This window comes from Pseudomonas sp. LBUM1652, from assembly GCF_059716105.1.
Window position 1 is genome coordinate 4,137,167 of sequence record NZ_CP166804.1, and the last position, 19,030, is coordinate 4,156,196.

General features: G+C 62.5%; 9 protein-coding genes. 3 read left to right on the plus strand and 6 right to left on the minus strand.

What is annotated here, in order from left to right; genetic code table 11:
- Positions 1-5: 5 nt before the first annotated feature.
- Positions 6-1,535 (plus strand): FAD-dependent oxidoreductase, encoded by a 1,530-nt coding sequence (locus tag ACA069_RS18570; protein WP_497614825.1) that lies wholly within the window; start codon positions 6-8, stop codon positions 1,533-1,535.
- Between the two features lie 34 nt (positions 1,536-1,569).
- Here the strand turns inward: ACA069_RS18570 and hemB are convergent, their stop codons facing one another.
- From hemB to ACA069_RS18585, 3 genes are all read right to left on the minus strand, one after another.
- The gene (gene hemB / locus ACA069_RS18575; RefSeq protein WP_187677617.1) at positions 1,570-2,544 is read right to left on the minus strand and encodes a porphobilinogen synthase; all 975 of its coding nucleotides are present in this window, start codon (positions 2,542-2,544) and stop codon (positions 1,570-1,572) included.
- 147 nt (positions 2,545-2,691) lie between these two features.
- A complete protein-coding gene (locus ACA069_RS18580) occupies positions 2,692-3,534 on the minus strand; it encodes a PhzF family phenazine biosynthesis protein (RefSeq protein WP_497614827.1) in 843 nt (280 codons plus the stop codon).
- A 10-nt stretch (positions 3,535-3,544) separates the two neighbouring features.
- Positions 3,545-4,243, minus strand: a complete 699-nt coding sequence (locus ACA069_RS18585) for a glutathione binding-like protein (RefSeq protein ID WP_497614829.1) — start codon at positions 4,241-4,243, stop codon at positions 3,545-3,547.
- A 313-nt stretch (positions 4,244-4,556) separates the two neighbouring features.
- Here ACA069_RS18585 and ACA069_RS18590 point away from each other — a divergent pair, with 313 nt between their 5' ends.
- Positions 4,557-5,231 (plus strand): histidine phosphatase family protein, encoded by a 675-nt coding sequence (locus ACA069_RS18590; protein WP_187677614.1) that lies wholly within the window; start codon positions 4,557-4,559, stop codon positions 5,229-5,231.
- Positions 5,232-5,366: 135 nt separating this feature from the next.
- On the opposite strand, the gene mnmH is transcribed toward ACA069_RS18590, so the two are convergent.
- Together mnmH and selD are read right to left on the minus strand one after the other, a co-directional pair.
- A complete protein-coding gene (gene mnmH / locus ACA069_RS18595) occupies positions 5,367-6,470 on the minus strand; it encodes a tRNA 2-selenouridine(34) synthase MnmH (RefSeq protein ID WP_401268407.1) in 1,104 nt (367 codons plus the stop codon).
- Positions 6,470-7,504 carry a selenide, water dikinase SelD gene (gene selD, locus ACA069_RS18600; protein WP_497614832.1) on the minus strand — a complete coding sequence of 345 codons (1,035 nt, stop codon included), beginning with the start codon at positions 7,502-7,504 and terminating at the stop codon, positions 6,470-6,472. Before selD ends, mnmH begins: the two co-directional genes overlap by 1 nt.
- 507 nt (positions 7,505-8,011) lie before the next feature.
- Here selD and ACA069_RS18605 point away from each other — a divergent pair.
- A complete protein-coding gene (locus ACA069_RS18605; protein ID WP_401268411.1) occupies positions 8,012-8,251 on the plus strand; it encodes a DUF6124 family protein in 240 nt (79 codons plus the stop codon).
- Between the two features lie 138 nt (positions 8,252-8,389).
- On the opposite strand, the gene ACA069_RS18610 is transcribed toward ACA069_RS18605, so the two are convergent.
- The gene (locus tag ACA069_RS18610) at positions 8,390-18,913 is read right to left on the minus strand and encodes an autotransporter-associated beta strand repeat-containing protein (protein ID WP_497614834.1); all 10,524 of its coding nucleotides are present in this window, start codon (positions 18,911-18,913) and stop codon (positions 8,390-8,392) included.
- Between the last annotated feature and the right edge of the window lie 117 nt (positions 18,914-19,030).

Sequence of the window (19,030 nt, forward strand, 5' to 3'; positions counted from 1 at the left end):
CCATCATGAACCGCAGCGACGTCCTGATCATCGGCGCCGGCCCCACCGGACTCGTTCTGGCCCTGTGGCTGAGAAAACTGGGCGTTCAGGTGCGCATCATCGACAAGACTTCAGCCCCCGGCACCACCTCCCGGGCATTGGCGGTGCAGGCGCGAACCCTGGAGCTGTATCGGCAACTGGATCTGGCCGACACCATTGTGCGCAACGGCCATCGCGTGGCGGCGGCAAACTTCTGGGTCAACGGCAAACCCGTCGCGCAATTGCCGCTTAACCGCATCGGCGAAGGCCTGACGCCTTACTCTTTCGTCGAAATCTTCCCGCAGGATGAGCATGAACGCCTATTGATCGAACGCCTCGAAGATTATGGCGTCAGCGTCGAACGCAATACCACGCTGGAGAGTTTCGCGGAAACCGGCGACGGCCTCACCGCGCATTTGCGTCTGCCCGATGGCGAGCAGGAAATCTGCCAGGCCTGTTACCTGGCTGGTTGCGATGGCGCGCGGTCGGTGGTGCGTAAAAACCTCGACACCGAATTCCCCGGCGGGACCTATCAGCAGATTTTCTACGTGGCGGATGTGCAGGCCAGCGGCCCGGCGCTCAATGGCGAGTTGCATCTGGATCTGGACGAAGCGGACTTTCTCGCGGTGTTCCCACTGGCGGGCGAAGGCCGTGCGCGACTGATCGGCACCGTGCGCGACGAACGCGCGGATCGCGTCGAAACCCTGGAATTCTCTGACGTCAGCAGCCGCGCCATCGAGCACCTGAAAGTCCATATCGAAGACGTGAACTGGTTCTCGACCTATCGCGTGCATCACCGCGTGGCTGAGCATTTTCGCAGTGGCCGCGCTTTTTTGCTCGGCGACGCGGCGCACGTGCACAGCCCGGCGGGCGGCCAGGGCATGAACACCGGTATCGGTGACGCGATCAATCTGGCGTGGAAACTCGCCGCCGTGCTCAGCGGCGCTGCCGAGGCCAGACTGCTCGACACTTACGAAACCGAGCGCATCGCGTTTGCCCGGCGACTGGTCTCGACCACCGACAAAGTCTTCAGCTTCGTCACCGCTGAGGGGCGCATGGCCGATCTGCTGCGCATGCGGCTTGCACCGTTTCTGATCCCGAAAATGGCTTCGTTCGAGGCCAGTCGCGAATTTCTCTTTCGCACTGTCTCGCAGGTCACTCTCAACTATCGCGGCATGCCGCTCAGCCAAGGCACGGCCGGCCACGTCCACGGCGGCGATCGCTTGCCGTGGGCGCATGACGGTGAAGGGGATAATTATGAGCCGCTACGCCAACCGTGCTGGCAGGTGCATGTGTACGGCGACACCAGCGACGAGATGATCGCCTGGTGCGTTGAGCATCATTTGCCGCTGCATGTGTTCGACTGGCGCCCGGCGTTTGAAACGGCGGGATTGGGGCGCAACGGCTTTTATCTGTTGCGCCCGGATACCTATGTGGCGATTGCCGATAACAGCGCCGATCCGAAAGTCATAGAACGCTACTTCCGCGATCACGGCATCAGGCCATTCCTCCCCTGACACACCAAAAAACCCTGTAGGAGTGCAGTGCTGTTTAGATCCCGGCCAGTGCCAGATCCATCGCAAAGTAAGTGAAGATCAGATCCGCACCCGCGCGCTTGATCGCACCAAGGCTCTCACGCACCACACGATCTTCATCAATCGCCCCGGCTTGTGCGCCGAACTTGATCATCGCGTACTCGCCGCTGACCTGATACGCCGCCAGCGGCAGGTTCGAGGCTTCGCGGATGTCGCGGATGATGTCCAGATACGCGCCGGCCGGTTTGACCATCAGCGCATCGGCGCCTTCCTGTTCGTCCAGCAGCGATTCGCGCAGGGCTTCGCGGCGGTTCATCGGGTTCATCTGGTAGCTTTTGCGGTCGCCCTTGAGCGCGCTGCCACCGGCCTCGCGGAACGGGCCGTAAAGTGCGGAGGCGAATTTGGTCGAGTAGGCCATGATCGGAATCTGGGTGAAACCGGCGGCATCGAGTGCCTGGCGAATCGCTCGCACCTGACCGTCCATTGCCGCCGACGGTGCAATCACATCAGCGCCAGCCCGCGCTGCTGCCACGGCTTGTTTGCCAAGGTTGACCAAGGTCTGATCGTTGTCGACTTCATGGTTGTGCATCACGCCGCAGTGGCCGTGATCGGTGTATTCGCAGAAGCAGGTGTCGGACATCACGATCATTTCCGGCACGGCATCCTTGGCGATGCGCGACATGCGCGAGACCAGACCGTTTTCGCGCCAGGTGTCGCTGCCGTTGCTGTCCAGATGGTGGGACACGCCGAAGGTCATCACCGATTTGACGCCGGCACGGGCGTAGCGCTCGATCTCGCTGGCCAGTTTGCGCTCGGGAATGCGCATCACCCCGGGCATGCTCTTGATCGGCACGAAGTCATCGATTTCTTCCTCGACGAAAATCGGCAGCACCAGATCGTTCAGGCTGAATTCGGTTTCCTGGAACAGACTGCGCAGGCTCGCATTGCGGCGCAGACGGCGGGGACGTGCTTCGGGGAACTGACTGGACATGGGGCCTTCCTGAAACCTGCAGATGAGACGAAAGTCGTAGGGGGCGAAGCTTATGCCTTGCGGGGGTTGAGGTACAAACCTGGATCAATCAAGAGTGCATTACCGGGGGTGCAATAATCATCGGGGTTACGCTGGCGCGTCTTGCCTTCAGAGAGTCAACTGTCCGTCAATGCAGGTCACCACAGCACCGCCAACCCAGATTTCGTCGCCAAGCCGATTAACCCGAATCCGCCCCGCTCGGCCCATGCTCAAACCCTGACTGACGGTGTAGGAATCTGGCGCCAGCCCTTCGCCGAGTAACCATTGAGCCATCCCGGCATTCAGACTTCCGGTGGCCGGATCCTCGGGCATACCATCCCCGGAAATAAACGCGCGCACCTCAAACTGTGCCTCATCACCCTCGCGCTCAGGATCCCACGGAGCGATGACGCCAACCGCCAGACCAAGCATTTGCGCATGATCCGGTTGCAGGTTCAGCACCTGCTGCCGATCGCGGAGCATCACGGCCAGCCATCCCGCGCCGTTGTCCACCCATTGCGCACGAACAATGGCGTCGCTGGCAAGGCTAAGACCTCGCTGCACTCGCGCCATAATCTCGGACTCAACCGGTCCCGTCCTTATAAGTGGCGGTGCGAGAAACGCGAGCTCCTTGCCCTCGCGCCGAATCCGCACCAACCCGACGCCGCACTCCTGAATGATCTCGTCGCCTTTTGGCGTGCCCCCCGCCTCGAGCCAGGCATGGCAGCTACCGAGCGTTGGATGACCGGCAAACGGCAATTCGTTCAACGTGGTGAAAATCCGCACCCGATAATCGGCGCGAGGATCCCGCGGTTCAAGAATGAACGTGGTTTCGCTCAAATTGGTCCATGCGGCAAACGCAGCCATGCGTTCATCGTTCAGGGAGTCGGCGCCAAATACCACCGCCAGCGGATTGCCTTTGAGCGCTATCTGGCTGAAAACGTCGACTTGCTTGAAATCGAATGAACGCATACACAGACCTTTATTGAGGAATAGTCAAACCACGCACCACCGCCGGTCGCGCCAGGAAGCGTTCCAGCACGCGGGTGACATTCGGGAAATTGCTGACGCCGACCAAGTCACCGGCCTCGTAGAAGCCAATCAAATTGCGCACCCACGGAAACGTGGCGATGTCGGCGATGGTGTAGCGCTCGCCCATGATCCAGTCGCGCCCTTCGAGGCGAGTGTCGAGCACCTTGAGCAGGCGCTTGCTTTCGTCGACGTAGCGATCACGCGGACGCTTGTCTTCGTAGTCCTTGCCGGCAAATTTGTTGAAGAAACCCAACTGGCCGAACATCGGGCCGATACCACCCATCTGGAACATCAGCCACTGAATGGTTTCGTAGCGCAGCGCGCCTTCCTGAGCGAGCAATTGGCCGCTCTTGTCAGCCAGATAAATCAGGATCGCGCCGGATTCGAACAGCGGCAACGGTTGGTCTTCAGGGCCGTGGGGGTCGAGGATGGCCGGGATCTTGTTGTTCGGATTCAGCGACAGGAACGCCGGGGACAACTGGTCATTAGTGTCGAAACCGACGCGGTGCGGCTCGTACGGCAGGCCGATCTCTTCGAGCATGATCGAGACTTTGACGCCATTGGGGGTCGGCAAAGAGTAGAGCTGAATCCAGTCTGGGTACTGCGCGGGCCACTTTTGGGTGATCGGGAACGCGGACAGATCGGTCATGGGAAGCATCCAGTCACAAATGAAAGGCCTGAGCATAATCCAGGATCATCCGCTCTAGCTCGGGTTCTTTTCCCGGACGGCCACCTGCTTACTTAATTTCGCAACATCCTGTCGCTAACCTGCGAACAAGCCATTGAGGGTTGCCGATAGAGTGCTGCGCACTTTTGCCGATCGAACCAAACGGCCTCAGAGGACTCTGAGTTATGCCTTTCGCAAGGGAAGCGCAAACGACATGGAAAACACCCGGTGCTGGGAGCCCGCGGTGTAAAGGTTTGTCAGCCTTAACCGAACACGCTGAAGAATTCTTAATTTCATGACGAACCTTATGAGTTTCGCCAAACGCTTCAAACATCGCGCTTATGTGGCCCTGCCCTCCCTGTTGGCGGTCAGCGCGCTGTTTCTGTCGCTGGAATCCAGTGAAAGCCGTGCGCAGCCGGTCGACGGCACGCAGACTCTGGTGTTTCTGCGTCACGCTGAAAAACCTGAGGGCGGTCTCGGCCAGCTCAACTGCCAGGGCCTGAACCGTGCCATCGACCTGTCGACGCTGCTGCCGGAGAAATTCGGCAAGGCTGACTACGTGTTCGCCGCCAATCCGACGCGCAATGTCGAGGAAGGCGAGCTGGACAATTCCTACAGTTACATTCGCCCGCTGATGACCATCAGCCCGGCCGCGATCAAGCTCGGCCTGCCGGTGAACATCGAGTTCTCGGCCAACGACACCAGCGATCTGGCGCGTGAGCTGCTTGATGACAAGTATCACAACTCGACGATCTACACCGCCTGGTCACACGGCTATCTGCCGGAGCTGATCAACAAGGTGGCAGGCAACGCGGTCGGCGAAAAGCAGAGCATCACCGATGACTGGGCGGGCAACGACTTTGACTCGCTGTATGTGCTGACCCTGACCTGGCACAACGGCAAGGCCAGTCTGCAGAGCCATAGCTACAAGCAGGGGTTGGACAATGGCAAGGAATCTTGCCCGACCTGAGTTGTGCGGTGTCTGTGCCTGCCCTTTCGCGAGCAGGCTCGCTCCCACAGGGGCTGACGAAGGCACCTGATTCGTGTCCACCGAAAACCCAATGTGGGAGCTAGCCTGCTCGCGAAGGGGCCGGTAAAATCAGCCTCAATCTTTCAAACTGACCCGCTCGCGCAAATACTCGATAACCGCCCCGCGCTCACCCGCAAACTCGATTCGCCCGCCCTTCTTCTCCCGCTGAAACACATACATCGGGTCGTAATACTCGCGCAGCAACACTTCGATCCAGTCCCGGAACAGCTCGACTGACCCGCTGCGTGCCTGCTCGGACAGCGCCTCTTCCATCTGCAAAAACATTCGCTGATGGCGCTCGCCACCCAGGCGTCGCTGAATGTTGTGCAGACTGGAAATCAGCCGCTCGGCATACAGCGCAAAGCCCTGCTCGCCATGCACCGCGACGAACTCGGCGTGCAGGTCAATCACATAATCCTGGAGGATGCGCTCGACGCGGTTTTCGATGCTGTCTTCCAGCCAGACCAGCGGTGCCGCTTGCATGCCTTTGTACAGCGGCAATGGCAAGGCGCAACTGCCGACCACTCGACTTTCGTCCTCCAGGACAAATTGACTGATCCCGCCCGCACGCTTCTTCAGCACATCGACGGCCAACCGGTTTTCGAAATCGATGTTGGTCGGTTGCCCGATGGCCCGTTTGCCGAAACTCGACCCCCGGTGATTGGCATGGCCTTCCAGATCCAGACTGTTGCTCAACTGCACCAGCACTTCGGTTTTGCCGGTCCCGGTCATGCCGCCCAGTAGTACCAATTCACACTCGGCCACCGCCTGATCGACGGTCTCCAGCAGAAAAGTACGCATAGCCTTGTAACCGCCGCCGACACGCGGGTAATCGATACCGCCCTCTTCCTTGATCCATTGCTGGACGATCTGCGAACGCAGGCCGCCGCGGAAGCAGTACAGGTAGCCATCGGGATTGGCCCGGGCGAACTCGACCCAGCCTTGAATGCGCTGCTCCCTGACCTCGTTGGACACCAACCGCTCACCCAAGGCAATCGCGGCTTGCTGCCCGTGTTCCTTGTAACAAGTGCCAACCAGTTCGCGTTCACGGTCATTCATCAGCGGCAAGTTGACCACGCCGGGAAACGCGCCGTGGGCGAATTCAATCGGCGCACGGGCATCCATCATCGGCCGGTCGTTGAGGAAGATGTCGCGGTAATCAGTGCAGTCGCGGAACATCAAATCACCTCGACTGCGTTCGTCTGTCGCTCAACCAGTTCACCGATTGGCGCAAGGTTCAGGCCCAGTTCGGCGGCGACGGCGAGGAACTCGTCATTGCCTTCAGGCGTGACGGCGATGAGCAGGCCGCCGCTGGTTTGCGGGTCGCACAGCACGCGTTTGTGCAACTCCTGCACGCGCCCAACCTTGCTTGCGTAGCTGTCGAAATTGCGCAACGTACCGCCGGGCACACAGCCCTGATCGAGGTAATACTCGACGCTGTCCAGACGCGGCACGAGGTCATAGCGGATACGCGCGGTCAGTTGGCTGCCATCGGCCATTTCCACCAGATGCCCGAGCAGTCCGAAACCGGTGACGTCGGTCATCGCGGTGACGCCGGCCAGTTTGCCGAAGCGGCTGCCGGGTTTGTTCAACGTGCACATCCAGTCGCGAGCCACGCCAACGTCGCTGTGGCGCAACTTGCCCTTCTTCTCGGCAGTGGTGAGGATGCCGATGCCCAGCGGTTTGGTCAGGTACAGCAAGCAACCAGCGGTGGCGGTGTCGTTGCGCTTCATGTGGCGTTTTTCGACAAGACCGGTCACGGCCAGGCCGAAGATCGGCTCCGGCGCATCAATCGAATGCCCGCCGGCCAGCGGAATACCTGCGGCGTCGCACACCGCACGCCCACCACGAATCACTTCCCGCGCCACTTCCGGCGCCAGCACATTGACCGGCCAGCCGAGGATCGCAATCGCCATCAACGGATCGCCGCCCATGGCGTAGATGTCGCTGATCGCGTTGGTCGCGGCGATACGGCCGAAGTCGAACGGGTCATCGACAATCGGCATGAAAAAATCAGTGGTCGACACAACGCCGCGCTCGGCATCGATCTCATACACCGCCGCGTCATCGCGCGAGGCATTGCCGACCCACAGCTTCGGATCAAGGTTCTGCGCGCCGCTGCCGGCCAGAATCACTTCCAGCACCTGCGGAGAAATCTTGCAGCCACAACCGGCGCCGTGGCTGTATTGGGTCAGACGAATCGGCTCACTCATCAGGAGGGTCTCTGGCAGGGAATGGGGCGGATTCTAGCAGAGAGCGGAACTTGCAATTTGTCTGGTGACTGTCAAGGCGCCTACGCGAGCAGTCAATGAACACTTCACTGCAAAAGCGCAGAAAGTGCCCTGATGAAAAATCATCTGCCACTGTTAGACGGTTCCTACACCGATTTCACTGGTTACATGTTTGGGCTACGGCGGGTTGCGTCTTTGCCTACAACAACGCCAGAATCGCCCGGCTTGTGTGCCTTGCGGGCTGTGCCTATTGTTTCTCGGTCGCTGAAATACAGCGGTCGGGCTTGGCGGCCCGGAAAGGTGTTGCAGGTTCTGTCATGAAAGTTTCAGGCGCTTATGAGTGCCGGACTCACTTTATGGCGGGTTGCACATGGATTCCTTCGGGGATGCCGATTCACCTTTCTCGGTCCGCCAACCCTGTGCAACCTGCCACCCAATCTGCTTGGCGGCAGATGGGGTCAGTCCATCGATTTGAAAGGTGATTTCACAATGGTCAAAGTTACTCCGGATCCCCCCAGCACCATGTTCATGGTCGCGCCCAACATCGACACCGAATCCCTACTCGCCAACGCCTGCGAATCATTGGCCTCTGCCAACGTGATGCTGGCCGAATTTGCCGCCGTGCTGAACGGCCAAAATCGAAACACCGTGCTGGGCATCGCCCAGATCGTCATGCTCGGTGAACTTGCAGTCAATCGGGCCTTGGACAATATCGATCCGCAACAATAAAGATCAAAAGATCGCAGCCTGCGACAGCACCTACAGGAAAACGCGAATTTCCGTGTAGGAGCTGCCGCAGGCTGCGATCTTTTGCTTTAACCAAAAAAAACCGCCCTTTCGGGCGGCTAAAAGTGCTTCGACCCTAAATCAGAAGCCAAGGCTGAAGCTGACGGTCATCGCGTGATCGTTGTTGTCGTTCGACAGTTGTCCCGAATAGCCGATCCCGAGTTTGCCGGTCGGGCTGATCTGGAAGTCCACGCCGGCTTCGACGATGGCACTGTCCTTGGCAATCGGTACGCCCTGAGTGCTGAACGAGGCGCCGCCGTCGATGAAGGTCAGATCCGCGTCAGGCTTGGTGTCGCCGAAGGCATGCCGCCAGCCGACGGCCGCGCGCGGGGTGAATTGCCCGCCGTTGGCCAGGGTGATGACTTTGCCGGCACGCAGGCCCAGGGTGGAGAAGGTGATGTCTTGATCGGCATCGGCCTTCAGGCGCCCTGCTCCGCCTTTTTCCTTGGCCTTGTCGGTGTCGTAGTTGACGTAAGCCAGACCGGCGAACGGCTCCAGCGCAATACCGGCGGCGTCGATGGTGTAACCGACTTCGCCGAACACCTGGGCGCTGCGTGCGTCGTAGTTGGCCTTCAAGCGGTCGTTGTAGGTGCCGACGCTGACGTCGCGTTTGGTCTCGATGTCGTGCCAGCTATAAGCCGCGCCGAGGCGCACGGCCAGTGCGTCGAACTGCGAGTTGAGGTACGCCGCCAGGTGATAGCTCTCGACCGTGGCATCCGAACGACGATCATGCGCGTCGAGGTCGCTGCGGGTGTAACCGGCGGCCATGCCCACGCGCCACTGGTCATCGAGCTGCTTGTCGGTGCCGAGCATGAAGCCGCTGAGGTTGCGATCAAGCCTGGCGCTGTTGCTGTCGCCATCCGATTCACCCCAGGCGCCGAGTGCGCGCGCCCAGCCGACCATTTCGCCGTGGCAACCGTTGCTGCTCAGTTGGTTGTCGCTTGGCGCCAGGGCGCGGCGTGGATCATCCGCCGCGCTGCACGAAGGCTGGCGCATGCGATCGTTGACGGCCTCCCGCACGTAGCGCGAATCCTCAAGGATTGCGCTGGCGGTGCTGGCGTGGATTTCGCCGGACAGACTGTCGAAGGCATTGCGTGCACCGGCCACGCTGAGGTTGACGATTTCGTTCTGCAACGCAGCCCCCGCCGCACCGTTACGTGACAACGCTGACGCGGTGTTGCGCTGGTTGCCCGTGGCCGCCACGTCGGCGAACGAGTTGCCGTTGCGGCTGACCGCCAGGGTCACCGAATCGGCACCGTAGACCAGCGAGCTGTTGAGGAAAGCGTACTGCGGCAAATTGGCACTGCTGAAGGTGCCGGTGACACCGCCGCCCGCCGTGATCAGCGAATACACGGTGTTGCCGGTGAACGGTGCGAGCGAATTCACCTGCAAGCCGCCGCCAAGCGCCGCCGTGCCGCCGACTGCCAGCGGTGTAGCGGTTGGCGAACTGATGGTCAGCGCCAACACACCGGTTGGAGCATTGGTCAGGTTACCGGCGACGCTCAGGGTCCCCGCCTCGCCACCTGAAGCCACCAGACCGTTGTTGACGATTGAACCGACGCTGCCGTTACCGCTCAGGGCCGCGCCGCTGGCCACGGTGATTTGCCCGCCCAACGAGGCGCGCGCGGCACGACTACCCACCTGCAGCACGCCTTGATCGACCGAAACGGTGCCGCTGAACGGATTATCACCAGTCAACAGCAAGGTACCGGTCCCGCGTTTGAGCATCGCACCAAGTCCGCGCAGCGACCCGTTGAATTGACCGTTGAAGTTCTGCACGAACACCAGCGAAGCGTTGTTGAGAATGTTGCCTTGCAGGCTGGTGGTATTGCCGATCAGCGTACCGCCGCTGACGGTGGTGCCACCGCTGTAAGTGTTGGCGCCGCTCAGTACCAAGGTGCCGGAATCCAGTTTCTCGATACCGCCAGTGCCCACCAGCGGTGTGGAGATTTCCGCGCTGCCGCCAGCATTGACCCGCACGGGTGCGAGACTGCCATCCGCACCGTTGACCGGAGTCAGCGTGCCGCCAGCCCCGGAAATCAGGCTGTAACCGTTGGCGAGGAATTGCAGGCCGGTGAAGTTCTGATTGCCCTGGACGGTGACCGTACCGCCCTGCCCGCCAAACACCGCGAACTGACCGTTGGACGCCAATGCCTGGGTGCCGGTCGGATCGGTCCAGTTGGTGTCCGGCCCCCACACACCGCTGCCGCCCCCGATGCTGCCATCAGGATTGGTGGTGCCGCCGTTCCAGAACTGCACCTCCCCCGGTGTGCCTTGCACCAGCAGGTTTACCTGATTGGCGATGGCGGTTTGCAGGGTCAAGTTGGCCGCCGAGACCGGCAGGCTGCCATAGACCAGACCGTTGTTGGTCAGGCTGCCGCCGTAACTGAACAGTTGATAGACCCCGGTACCGAAGCCGCCGGCGTTGCTGATGTTCAGCGTGCCGTCGAGGGTCAGGTTGCCAGCGACGTTGACCACTGTTGTAGAGCTGGTGGCCGAACCGAGGCTGAAGTCCAGGTCGGTGCCCGAGGACAACGCCAGCGAGCCCACTGACAACGGCGTCGCCGTGCCGCCACCGGCCAGGGTTGCGCCGTCGGCCAGTTGCAGGGCCCCGCCGAGTTGCCCGCCACCGCCGATACTCGCACCGCTGGCGACGTTGACGTTGGCGCTGTTGAGCACGCCGTTGATGGTCAATGCGCCGGCCTGCACCGAGGTGTTGCCGGTGAAGGTGTTGTTGCCGGTGAGGAGCAATTGGCCGCTGCCGGTTTTGTTCAGCGTACCGGTGCCGGTGAGGTTGCCGGTGTAGCTGCCGTCAGCATTCTGCTCGAAGGTCAGCGCCGCGTTGTTGACGATCGCACCTTGCAGGCTGCTGGTGTCGCCGCGAGTAATGCCGCCGTTCAGCGTAGTACCACCGCTGTAGGTGTTGGCGCCGCTGAGCACGAGGTCACCTGCGCCGTTTTTCACCAGACTGCCAGTGCCGGTCACAGCGCCCAGCAGCGTGGTGTTCTGGGTGCCGGTCAGGGTCAGTTGCGCGCCGAGGTTGATGGCGTTGGCCAGTTGCAGCGCCGAGGTGCTGTCGAGGCTGCCGTTGCCGAGCACACTCAGTGCGCCGCTGCTGATCGCGCTGTTGTTGCCGAGGATCAGCGTGCCGGCGTTGAGCTGAGTGCCACCGCTGTAAGTGTTGCTGCCGTTGAGGGTCAGGCTCGAGGCGCCAGTCTTGATCAGACTGCCGCTGCCGCTGACCACACCGCCGAGGGTCAAGGCGTTGGAGCCAGCGACGTTCAAGCCACCATTGAGCACCACATCGTTGGCGAGGCTGACGCTGGTGTTGCTGTCCAGCGCGGTGCCGTTAGCCGCCGTCAACACGCCAGTGCCGAGGGCTGCGTTGTTGCCGACCACGATCTTGCCGCCGTTGAGCGCAGTGCCGCCGGTGTAGCCGTTGGCGGCGTTGAGCACCAACGTGCCGGTGTCGTATTTGCCGAGGGTGCCGGTGCCGTTGAGCGCCACGCCGATGGTCGCGGTGGCGTTCGGGTCGACCCGCACCGAAGCGTTGCCGAGTGAACCATTGACCAGATTCAGCGAACCCGCCGTGCCGTTTTGCAGGCTGTAGCCATCGGTGACGAACTGCATGCCAGTGATGGTTTGCGCACCGTTGACGGTCACAGTGCCCGCCGCGCCCTGGAACACCGCAAAGTTGTTGGTCCAGGCCTGATTGGTCGTGCCGTTGACGTCGGTCCAGTTGGTAGTGCCGGTGCCCCAGGTACCACTGCCGCCCTCGACCGAGCCGTTGGCGACCAGTTGGTTGCCGTCCCAGAACTGCACGGTGACGCCCGGTGCGGTAACCAGCAGGTTGATCTGATTGGCCAGCGCGGTTTGCAGGGTCAGATCGCCCGGGGTGACGCTGCCCGGCACGGTGCCGATGAGCATGCCGTTGTCGGTCAGTCCGCCGGTGTAGTTGATCAGGCGATAGACGCCGCTGCCGAAGCCGCCGATGTCGCTGACGTTGAGAGCGCCGTCGAGGGTCAGGTTGCCGCCGACGTTGACCAGCGCATTGCCGCCACCGGACACCGGCGTACCGAGGCCGACGTCGAAGTTGGAGTTGCCGTTGAACACCAGCGAATCCACCGACAAGGTGCTGCCGGTAACGCCCGCCAGATGCCCGCCATCGGCCACCGTCACTGCACCGGTCAATGTACCGCCGCCGCCGAGGGTGCCGCCGCTGTTGACCAGCACATTACCGCTGGCCAGCGAACCGTTGACCTGCAAGGTGCCGGCGTTGACGTTGGTGTCACCGGTCAGGTCGCTGATGCCGCTCAGGGTCAGAGTGCCGGTGCCAAGTTTGGTCAAGCCGCCGTCACCGCTGAGAATGCCTGCAAACGTGCTGCTGACGTTGTTGCCACCGAGGCTCAGCGTGTTGCCGGTGCCGATCAGCGCGGTGCCGTTGCCAGTGAGGCTGGCGAGACTGCCGGAAGCGCCGAGGTTGAGCGCCGCGCCACCGCCGAGATTGACCGTGGCGTTATTGCCCAGCGCCGTGCCACTGAGGGTAGTCAGGCTGCCAGACAACACATCGAAGGTGCCGCTAAAGGTGTTGTTGCCAGACAGCGTCACATCGGCCAGACCGTTTTTAGTCAGCGTGCCCGCCCCGGCGATCACACCGCCAAGGGTCAGGTTGTTGTTGCCGGCCAGGCTCAAATTGGCATTGACGTTGAAGCTGTTGGCGAGCACCAGCGGTCCGGAGGTGTCGAGGGTCGATGCACCCGCCACGGTCAGTGCGCCGGCACCCAGCGAAGCGCCAGTGCCGAGGGTCACTGTGCCGGCATTCAGCGTGGTGCCACCGCTGAACGTGTTGATGCCGTTGAGGGTCAGGTTCGACGCGCCATTCTTGATCAGCCCGCCAGCGCCGCTGACGACTCCCGCGAGGGTCAGGTTGTTGCTGCCGGTGTTGCTCAGGTTGGCGTTGAGCACCACGTTGTTGCCCAGGCTCAGCGCACTGTTGCTGTCCAGCGCCGAGGCGCCGGCCACCGTCAAGTTGCCCAAGCCCAACGCCGAATTGCTGCCGGCGGTCAGGGTGCCAGCGCTCAGGTTGATGCCGCCGAGGAAGTTGTTATTGCCGCTCAGGGTCAGGTTGGCCGCGCCGTTTTTGGTCAGGCTGCCGGCGCCGTTGATAGTCCCGGCAAGGGTCAGATTCGCCGTGCCGCCGATGCCGAGATTGCCGGCCAGGTTGACCGCGTTGTTTACCGAAACTGCGGTGGCGGCATCCAGCGTGGTGCCGCCCGCCGCGTTCAAGGTGCCCGAACCCAACGCCGCGTTCGACGCCAGAATCAGTCCGCCCGCGTTCAGCGCCACTGGCCCAAGGAAGGCATTGTTGCCGCCGAGGGTCAGGTTGGCCGCGCCGTTTTTGATCAGACCGCCCGTGCCGCCGATCACGCCGTTGAGGGTCAGCGCATTGCTGCCGACCACGGTCAGGTTGCCGTTGAGCGTTGCGGCGTTGCCGAGGGTCACTGCTGCGTTGCTGTCCAGTTGTGTGCCAGCGTTGGCAGTCAGCGTGCCGCTGCCCAACGCCGTGTTGCTGCCGACGATAATTTTGCCACCGTCCAGTTGCGTGCCGCCGCTGTAGGTGTTGGCGCCGTTGAGCACCAGGGTGCCCGTGTCGAGTTTGTTGAGAATGCCGCTGCCATCGATGTTCACGCCAATGGTGGCGGTCACGCCCGGATCGACCCGCACCGCCGTGGTCCCGCCAGTGCCATTGACGGCGGTTAACTGACCCGCCGTGCCGTTGACCAGGCTGTAACCATCGGTGAGGAACTGCATGCCAGTGACCAACTGCGTGCCGTTAACTGTCACTGTACCCGCCGCACCCTGGAACACCGCGAAGTCGCCGGCCCAAGGCTGATTGACCAGCCCGTTGGCGTCGGTCCAGTTGGTGCCGACCGCATTCCAGATGCCGCTGCCGCCATCGACGACACCGTTGGCAATGGTCTGGCTGCCGTCCCAGTAACGAATATTGGTGTTGGGCGCCGACACTTGAATGTTGATCTGATTGGCCACCCCGGTCTGTACCACCAGATCGCCGAGCGCGTAACCGACCGGCACACCGGCAACGTCCAGACCCAGATTGGTCAGCGCACCGGTGTAGTTGAACAGGCGATACACACCGACACCAAAACCGCCGGCGTCGGTGACGTTGAGATTGCCGTCGAGGGTGAGGTTGCCACCGATGTTCATCAGCGAGGCGGTCGAGGGTGTGCCCAGCGCCACATCGACGTTGCTGCCGGCAGCGAGGGTCAGCGCACTTGCCGACAAGGTGTTGCCCGACGAAAGCGCCAGATGCCCGCCATTGTTGATGTTCACCGTGCCAAGCGCCGAGCCGGTACCGCTCAGAGTGCCGCCGGTATTGACGTTGACCTGCGCACTGGCCAGCGAACCGCTGAGATCCACGGTGCCGCCATTGATGGCGGTGTTGCCGGTAATGCCGTTGATCCCGGTGAGGTTCAACGTGCCCGTGCCGACCTTGATCAGGCCGCCGCTGCCGCTGAGGCCGCCGTCGAAGGTGCTAGTGACGTTGCCGCCGCCGACGGTCAGCGTGTTGCTGCCGGTGAGCTGCACATTGCCGCTGCCGGTCAGCGCGCCAAGGCTGGCGTCGCTGCCCAGATTCAGGCCGGCGCCAGCGCTGATATTCACGCCTGAGGTGCTGCCCAGTGCATTGGTGTTCAACGTTGTGACGCTGCCGGACACGATGTTCAGTGCGCCGGTGAAGGTGTTGTTGCCCGCCAGCGTCAGGTCAGACAGACCGTTTTTGGTCAGGCTGCCGGCGCCGTCGATGATGCCGTTGAGGCTCAGGTCATTGTTGCCCGCGACGGTCAGACCGGCGTTCAACGTGATCGCATTGCCGATGCCGAAGGAAGCGCTGTTATCCAGCGTCGCCGCGCCACCGACGATCAACGCGCCGCTGCCCAAGCCGTTGGCATTGCCAAGGGTCAGGGTGCCGCCGTTGAGGGTGGTGCCGCCGCTGAAGGTGTTGTTGCCGTTGAGAGTCAGATTGGCCGCGCCGTTCTTGATCAGCTCGCCAGTGCCGCTGGTGACGCCGCCGAGGGTCAGGTTCTGCGTGCCGCCGACGGTCAGTGCGGCATTGAGGGCGACTGCGTTGTTCAGCGAAACCAGCGGCGAATTGCTGTCCAGCGTTGCGGCGCCGCCCACGGTCAAGGCACCACTGCCCAGCGCCGAACTGTTGCCGACAGTCAGGGTGCCGGCGTTCAGGGTCGTGCCGCCGAGGAAGTTGTTCGCCGCGTTGAGGATCAGATTGGCCGTGCCGTTTTTCACCAGACTGCCGGCGCCGCTGACCAGACCGGTCAGGGTCAGATCGGCCGTGCCGCCGACATTCAAGGCACCGGCCAGGGCCACTGCATTGTTCAGGCTGACGGCGGTGTTGGCGTCCAGCGTCGTGCCTGCCGCCGCGTTCAATGTGCCCGAGCCCAGCGCGGTGTTGCTGCCGACAATCAGCTTGCCAGTGTTCAGTGCGGTGTTGCCGAAATAGGTGTTAGCGCCGTTGAGGGTCAGGTCGGCGGCGCCATTTTTGACCAGTCCGCCGATACCGGCGACCACACCGCCGAGGGTCAACGCATTGGTGCCGCCCAGGGTCAGGGTGCCGCCGAGGTTGACGTTGTTGGCCAGTGTCGCTGCGGTGTTGGCATCCAGTGTGGTGCCGTTCGACGCGTTGACGCTGCCCGTGCCCAGCGCAGTGTTGGAACCGACGATCAGTGTGCCGGCGTTCAGCGCCGTGGTGCCGGTGTAGGTATTGGCGCCGTTGAGGGTCAGGCTCGACGCGCCGGTCTTGATCAAACCGTTGCCGCCACTGATCACGCCACCGAGGGTCAGCGCGTTGGCGCCGCCGGCGGTGAGGTTGGCGTTGAGGGTGATCGCGTTGTTCAGCGTCACCGCCGAACTGCTGTTGAGTGTTCCTGCCCCGGCCACGGTCAGTGCGCCCGTGCCGAGTGCCGCGCCGTTGCCGACGGTCAAGCTACCGGCATTCAACGTGGTGCCGCCGGTGAAGGTGTTAGCACCGCTGAGGGTCAGGTTGGCCGCGCCGTTCTTGAGCAACTGCCCGGCACCGTTGATCACACCGGCAAGGGTCAGGCCGCTGCTGCCGCCGAGGGTCAGGGCGCTGTTGAGGTTGACGTTGTTGTTCAGGCTGACGGCGGTGTTGCTGTCCAGCGTTGCCGTATCGGTGACCGACAAGGCGCCAGTGCCCAATGACGCATCATTACCGACGGTGAGCGTACCGGCCGTCAGCGTCGTGCCGCCGGTAAAGGTGTTGGCGCCGTTGAGAATCAGGCTCGTGAACCCGCGTTTGGTCAGCCCGCCACTGCCGCTGACGATACCACCAAGGGTCAGATTGGCACTGCCGCCTATGTCCAGATTGCCGCCGAGGCTGACAGCGTTGGTCAACGCTACTGCTGTGCTGGCGTCGAGGGTAGTACCCGCCGCCGTGGTCAATGCGCCGGTGCCCAGCGCGGTATTGGAGCCAACGATCAGCGTCCCGGCATTGAGCGCGGTGCCGCCGGTGAAAGTGTTATTGCCGCTGAGGGTCAGGTTTGCGGTGCCGTTTTTGATCAGGTTGCCGGCGCCACTGATGACGCCGCTCAGGCCCAGCGCCTGCGTGCCGCCGATGGTCAGATCCGCCGCCAGCGCGATGGCGTTGGCCAGGGTCACGGCAGCGGTCGCGTCCAGCGTAGCGCCGGCCGCCGCGTTCAGCGCACCGGTACCGAGCGCGGTGTTGCTGCCGACAAACAGGCTGCCGGCATTCAGCGCGGTATTGCCGCTGTTGGTGTTGTTACCGGTCAGGGTCAGGCTGGCGGTACCGGATTTGGTGATGCCGCCGGTGCCGGACAACACGCCGCCCAGGGTCAGTGCATTGCTGCCGAGCACGTTGAGGGCGCCGGTCATCGCGATGTTATTGGCCAGGGTCACGTTGGCGGTGCTGTCGAGACTGGTGCCAGCAGCGGTGGTCAAAGCGCCGCTGCCCAGCGAATCGTTATTGGTCACCAGCAAGCTGCCGGCGCTCAGGGTGGTGGTGCCGGTATAACCGGTGTTGGCACCGCTGAGGGTCAGGCTGCCGGTGCCGGTTTTGGTCAGGCCGCTACCGCCGCTGATCAAGCCACCGAGGGTCAGTGCTCCCGTGCCGCCAGCCGTCAATGTGCCGCCGAGGCTGATGGCGTTGGCCAGGCTGATGGTGCCCGGTGCACTCAGCGTCGTCGCGCCAGTCACGTTGAGGGTGCCGGTACTGAACGCCTGATTGTTGCTGACCTGCACCGTGCCGCCATTGAGCGTGGTGTTACCCAGATAGGTGTTGGCGGCGCTGAGGTTAAGTTGGCTGGAGCCGGTTTTGGTCAGGCCACCGCTGCCGGAGATCACCCCGCTCAACGTGGTGGCGTTGGTGCCTTGCACCGTCACACCACCGGCACCGAGGGAAATCAGATTACTGATGTTCAACCCGGCGTTGCTCGCCTGCAGAATCCCGCCGTTAGAGGTCAACACACCGCTGCCGAAGGTGGCGTTGTTGTTGAATTGGGCGATACCACCGTTAAGCGTGGTCGCACCGCTGACCAACGGCCCCTGCAAGGTCCAGGTGCCGCTGTTGATGGTCAGGTTGTTGAAGTTGACATAAGTGGCGCTGGACGCAGTGCCGACACCCGTGGTGCCGCCGCCGACGCCAATCGGATTCTGCAGGATCAGGCTGTTGGTGCCGCCCGCGCCACCGTCGACCGTGCCAGTCGGGGCGAAGGTCAGGTTGATGCCGATCAGCCCACCCAACCCCACACTGACCTGTACGCCGTCACCCACGTTGACGCTGGAGCCGGTCACCGCCGTGAAGGTGTTGGTACTGCTCGCGCCCATCGAAACGCCGCCGGTAATCGTGCCGGCGTTGGTAAAGGTGTTGCCCGCCGCCGACGTCTCGAAGGCGATCCGGCCGTTGATGACGCCGGTGCTGCTGTTGGTCATGTTGACCTGCGAGCCGCCGTAGACCCCGACCACCGGGGTATCGGCCAACGTAATGCCGCCGACCGAGAGTCCGGTCGAGGTGATGGTGCCGTTGTTGGTGATGCTGGTGGTGCCGGCCGCCGCGTTGTTCACCGCAATGCCCAGGCCGTCGATGCTGGTCAGATTCAGCCCGAGCAACATGCCCGTCCCGCGGATGATCCCGCTGGCGTTGTTGAGCACGCTGACTGTACTCGTCGCGCCGGTACCGATAAACGCACCGCCGCTCAGTACGGAGACCAGGCCAAGCAACGCCGGGTCGATGGTGCCGGAGTTGTTCAGGCTGATGTTGACCCCGGTCAGGTCCATCACGTGGCCGCCGAGGGTCGCGTTCATCTGCGCCCCGCTGTTGACGTTGACCGTGAGGCCGTTGGTGGCGCTGTTGAAGTTGTTGAGAAACAGCGGCAGGCTCGGCACGCCGGTACAGGTCACGGTCGAGCCGGCCGTGGAGCACGTGGCCAGCGCCGGGGTGCTCACGCCACCCAACAACAGTCCGGCGACGCTCAGGTGCACAGCAAGGGAAAGAGGGGAAAAACGCGAGACGAGGGCGACACCAAACCTTGCTTCCACGGGCTACTCCTTGTCGTGGTCAATTCTTCCTTGAAGGCGTGCGAAGCCTGCTTATTCCACACGCGAATCAAGAGCGCGACGGTCATCAGAAAACCGTTGATTGCTCACAACGCTAGT

Coding starts and splice junctions, on each gene's coding strand:
- ACA069_RS18570 (WP_497614825.1), top strand. CDS start 6: ATGAACCGCAGCGACGTCCTGATCATCGGCGCCGGCCCCACCGGACTC.
- hemB (WP_187677617.1), bottom strand. CDS start 2,544: ATGTCCAGTCAGTTCCCCGAAGCACGTCCCCGCCGTCTGCGCCGCAAT.
- ACA069_RS18580 (WP_497614827.1), bottom strand. CDS start 3,534: ATGCGTTCATTCGATTTCAAGCAAGTCGACGTTTTCAGCCAGATAGCG.
- ACA069_RS18585 (WP_497614829.1), bottom strand. CDS start 4,243: ATGACCGATCTGTCCGCGTTCCCGATCACCCAAAAGTGGCCCGCGCAG.
- ACA069_RS18590 (WP_187677614.1), top strand. CDS start 4,557: ATGACGAACCTTATGAGTTTCGCCAAACGCTTCAAACATCGCGCTTAT.
- mnmH (WP_401268407.1), bottom strand. CDS start 6,470: ATGTTCCGCGACTGCACTGATTACCGCGACATCTTCCTCAACGACCGG.
- selD (WP_497614832.1), bottom strand. CDS start 7,504: ATGAGTGAGCCGATTCGTCTGACCCAATACAGCCACGGCGCCGGTTGT.
- ACA069_RS18605 (WP_401268411.1), top strand. CDS start 8,012: ATGGTCAAAGTTACTCCGGATCCCCCCAGCACCATGTTCATGGTCGCG.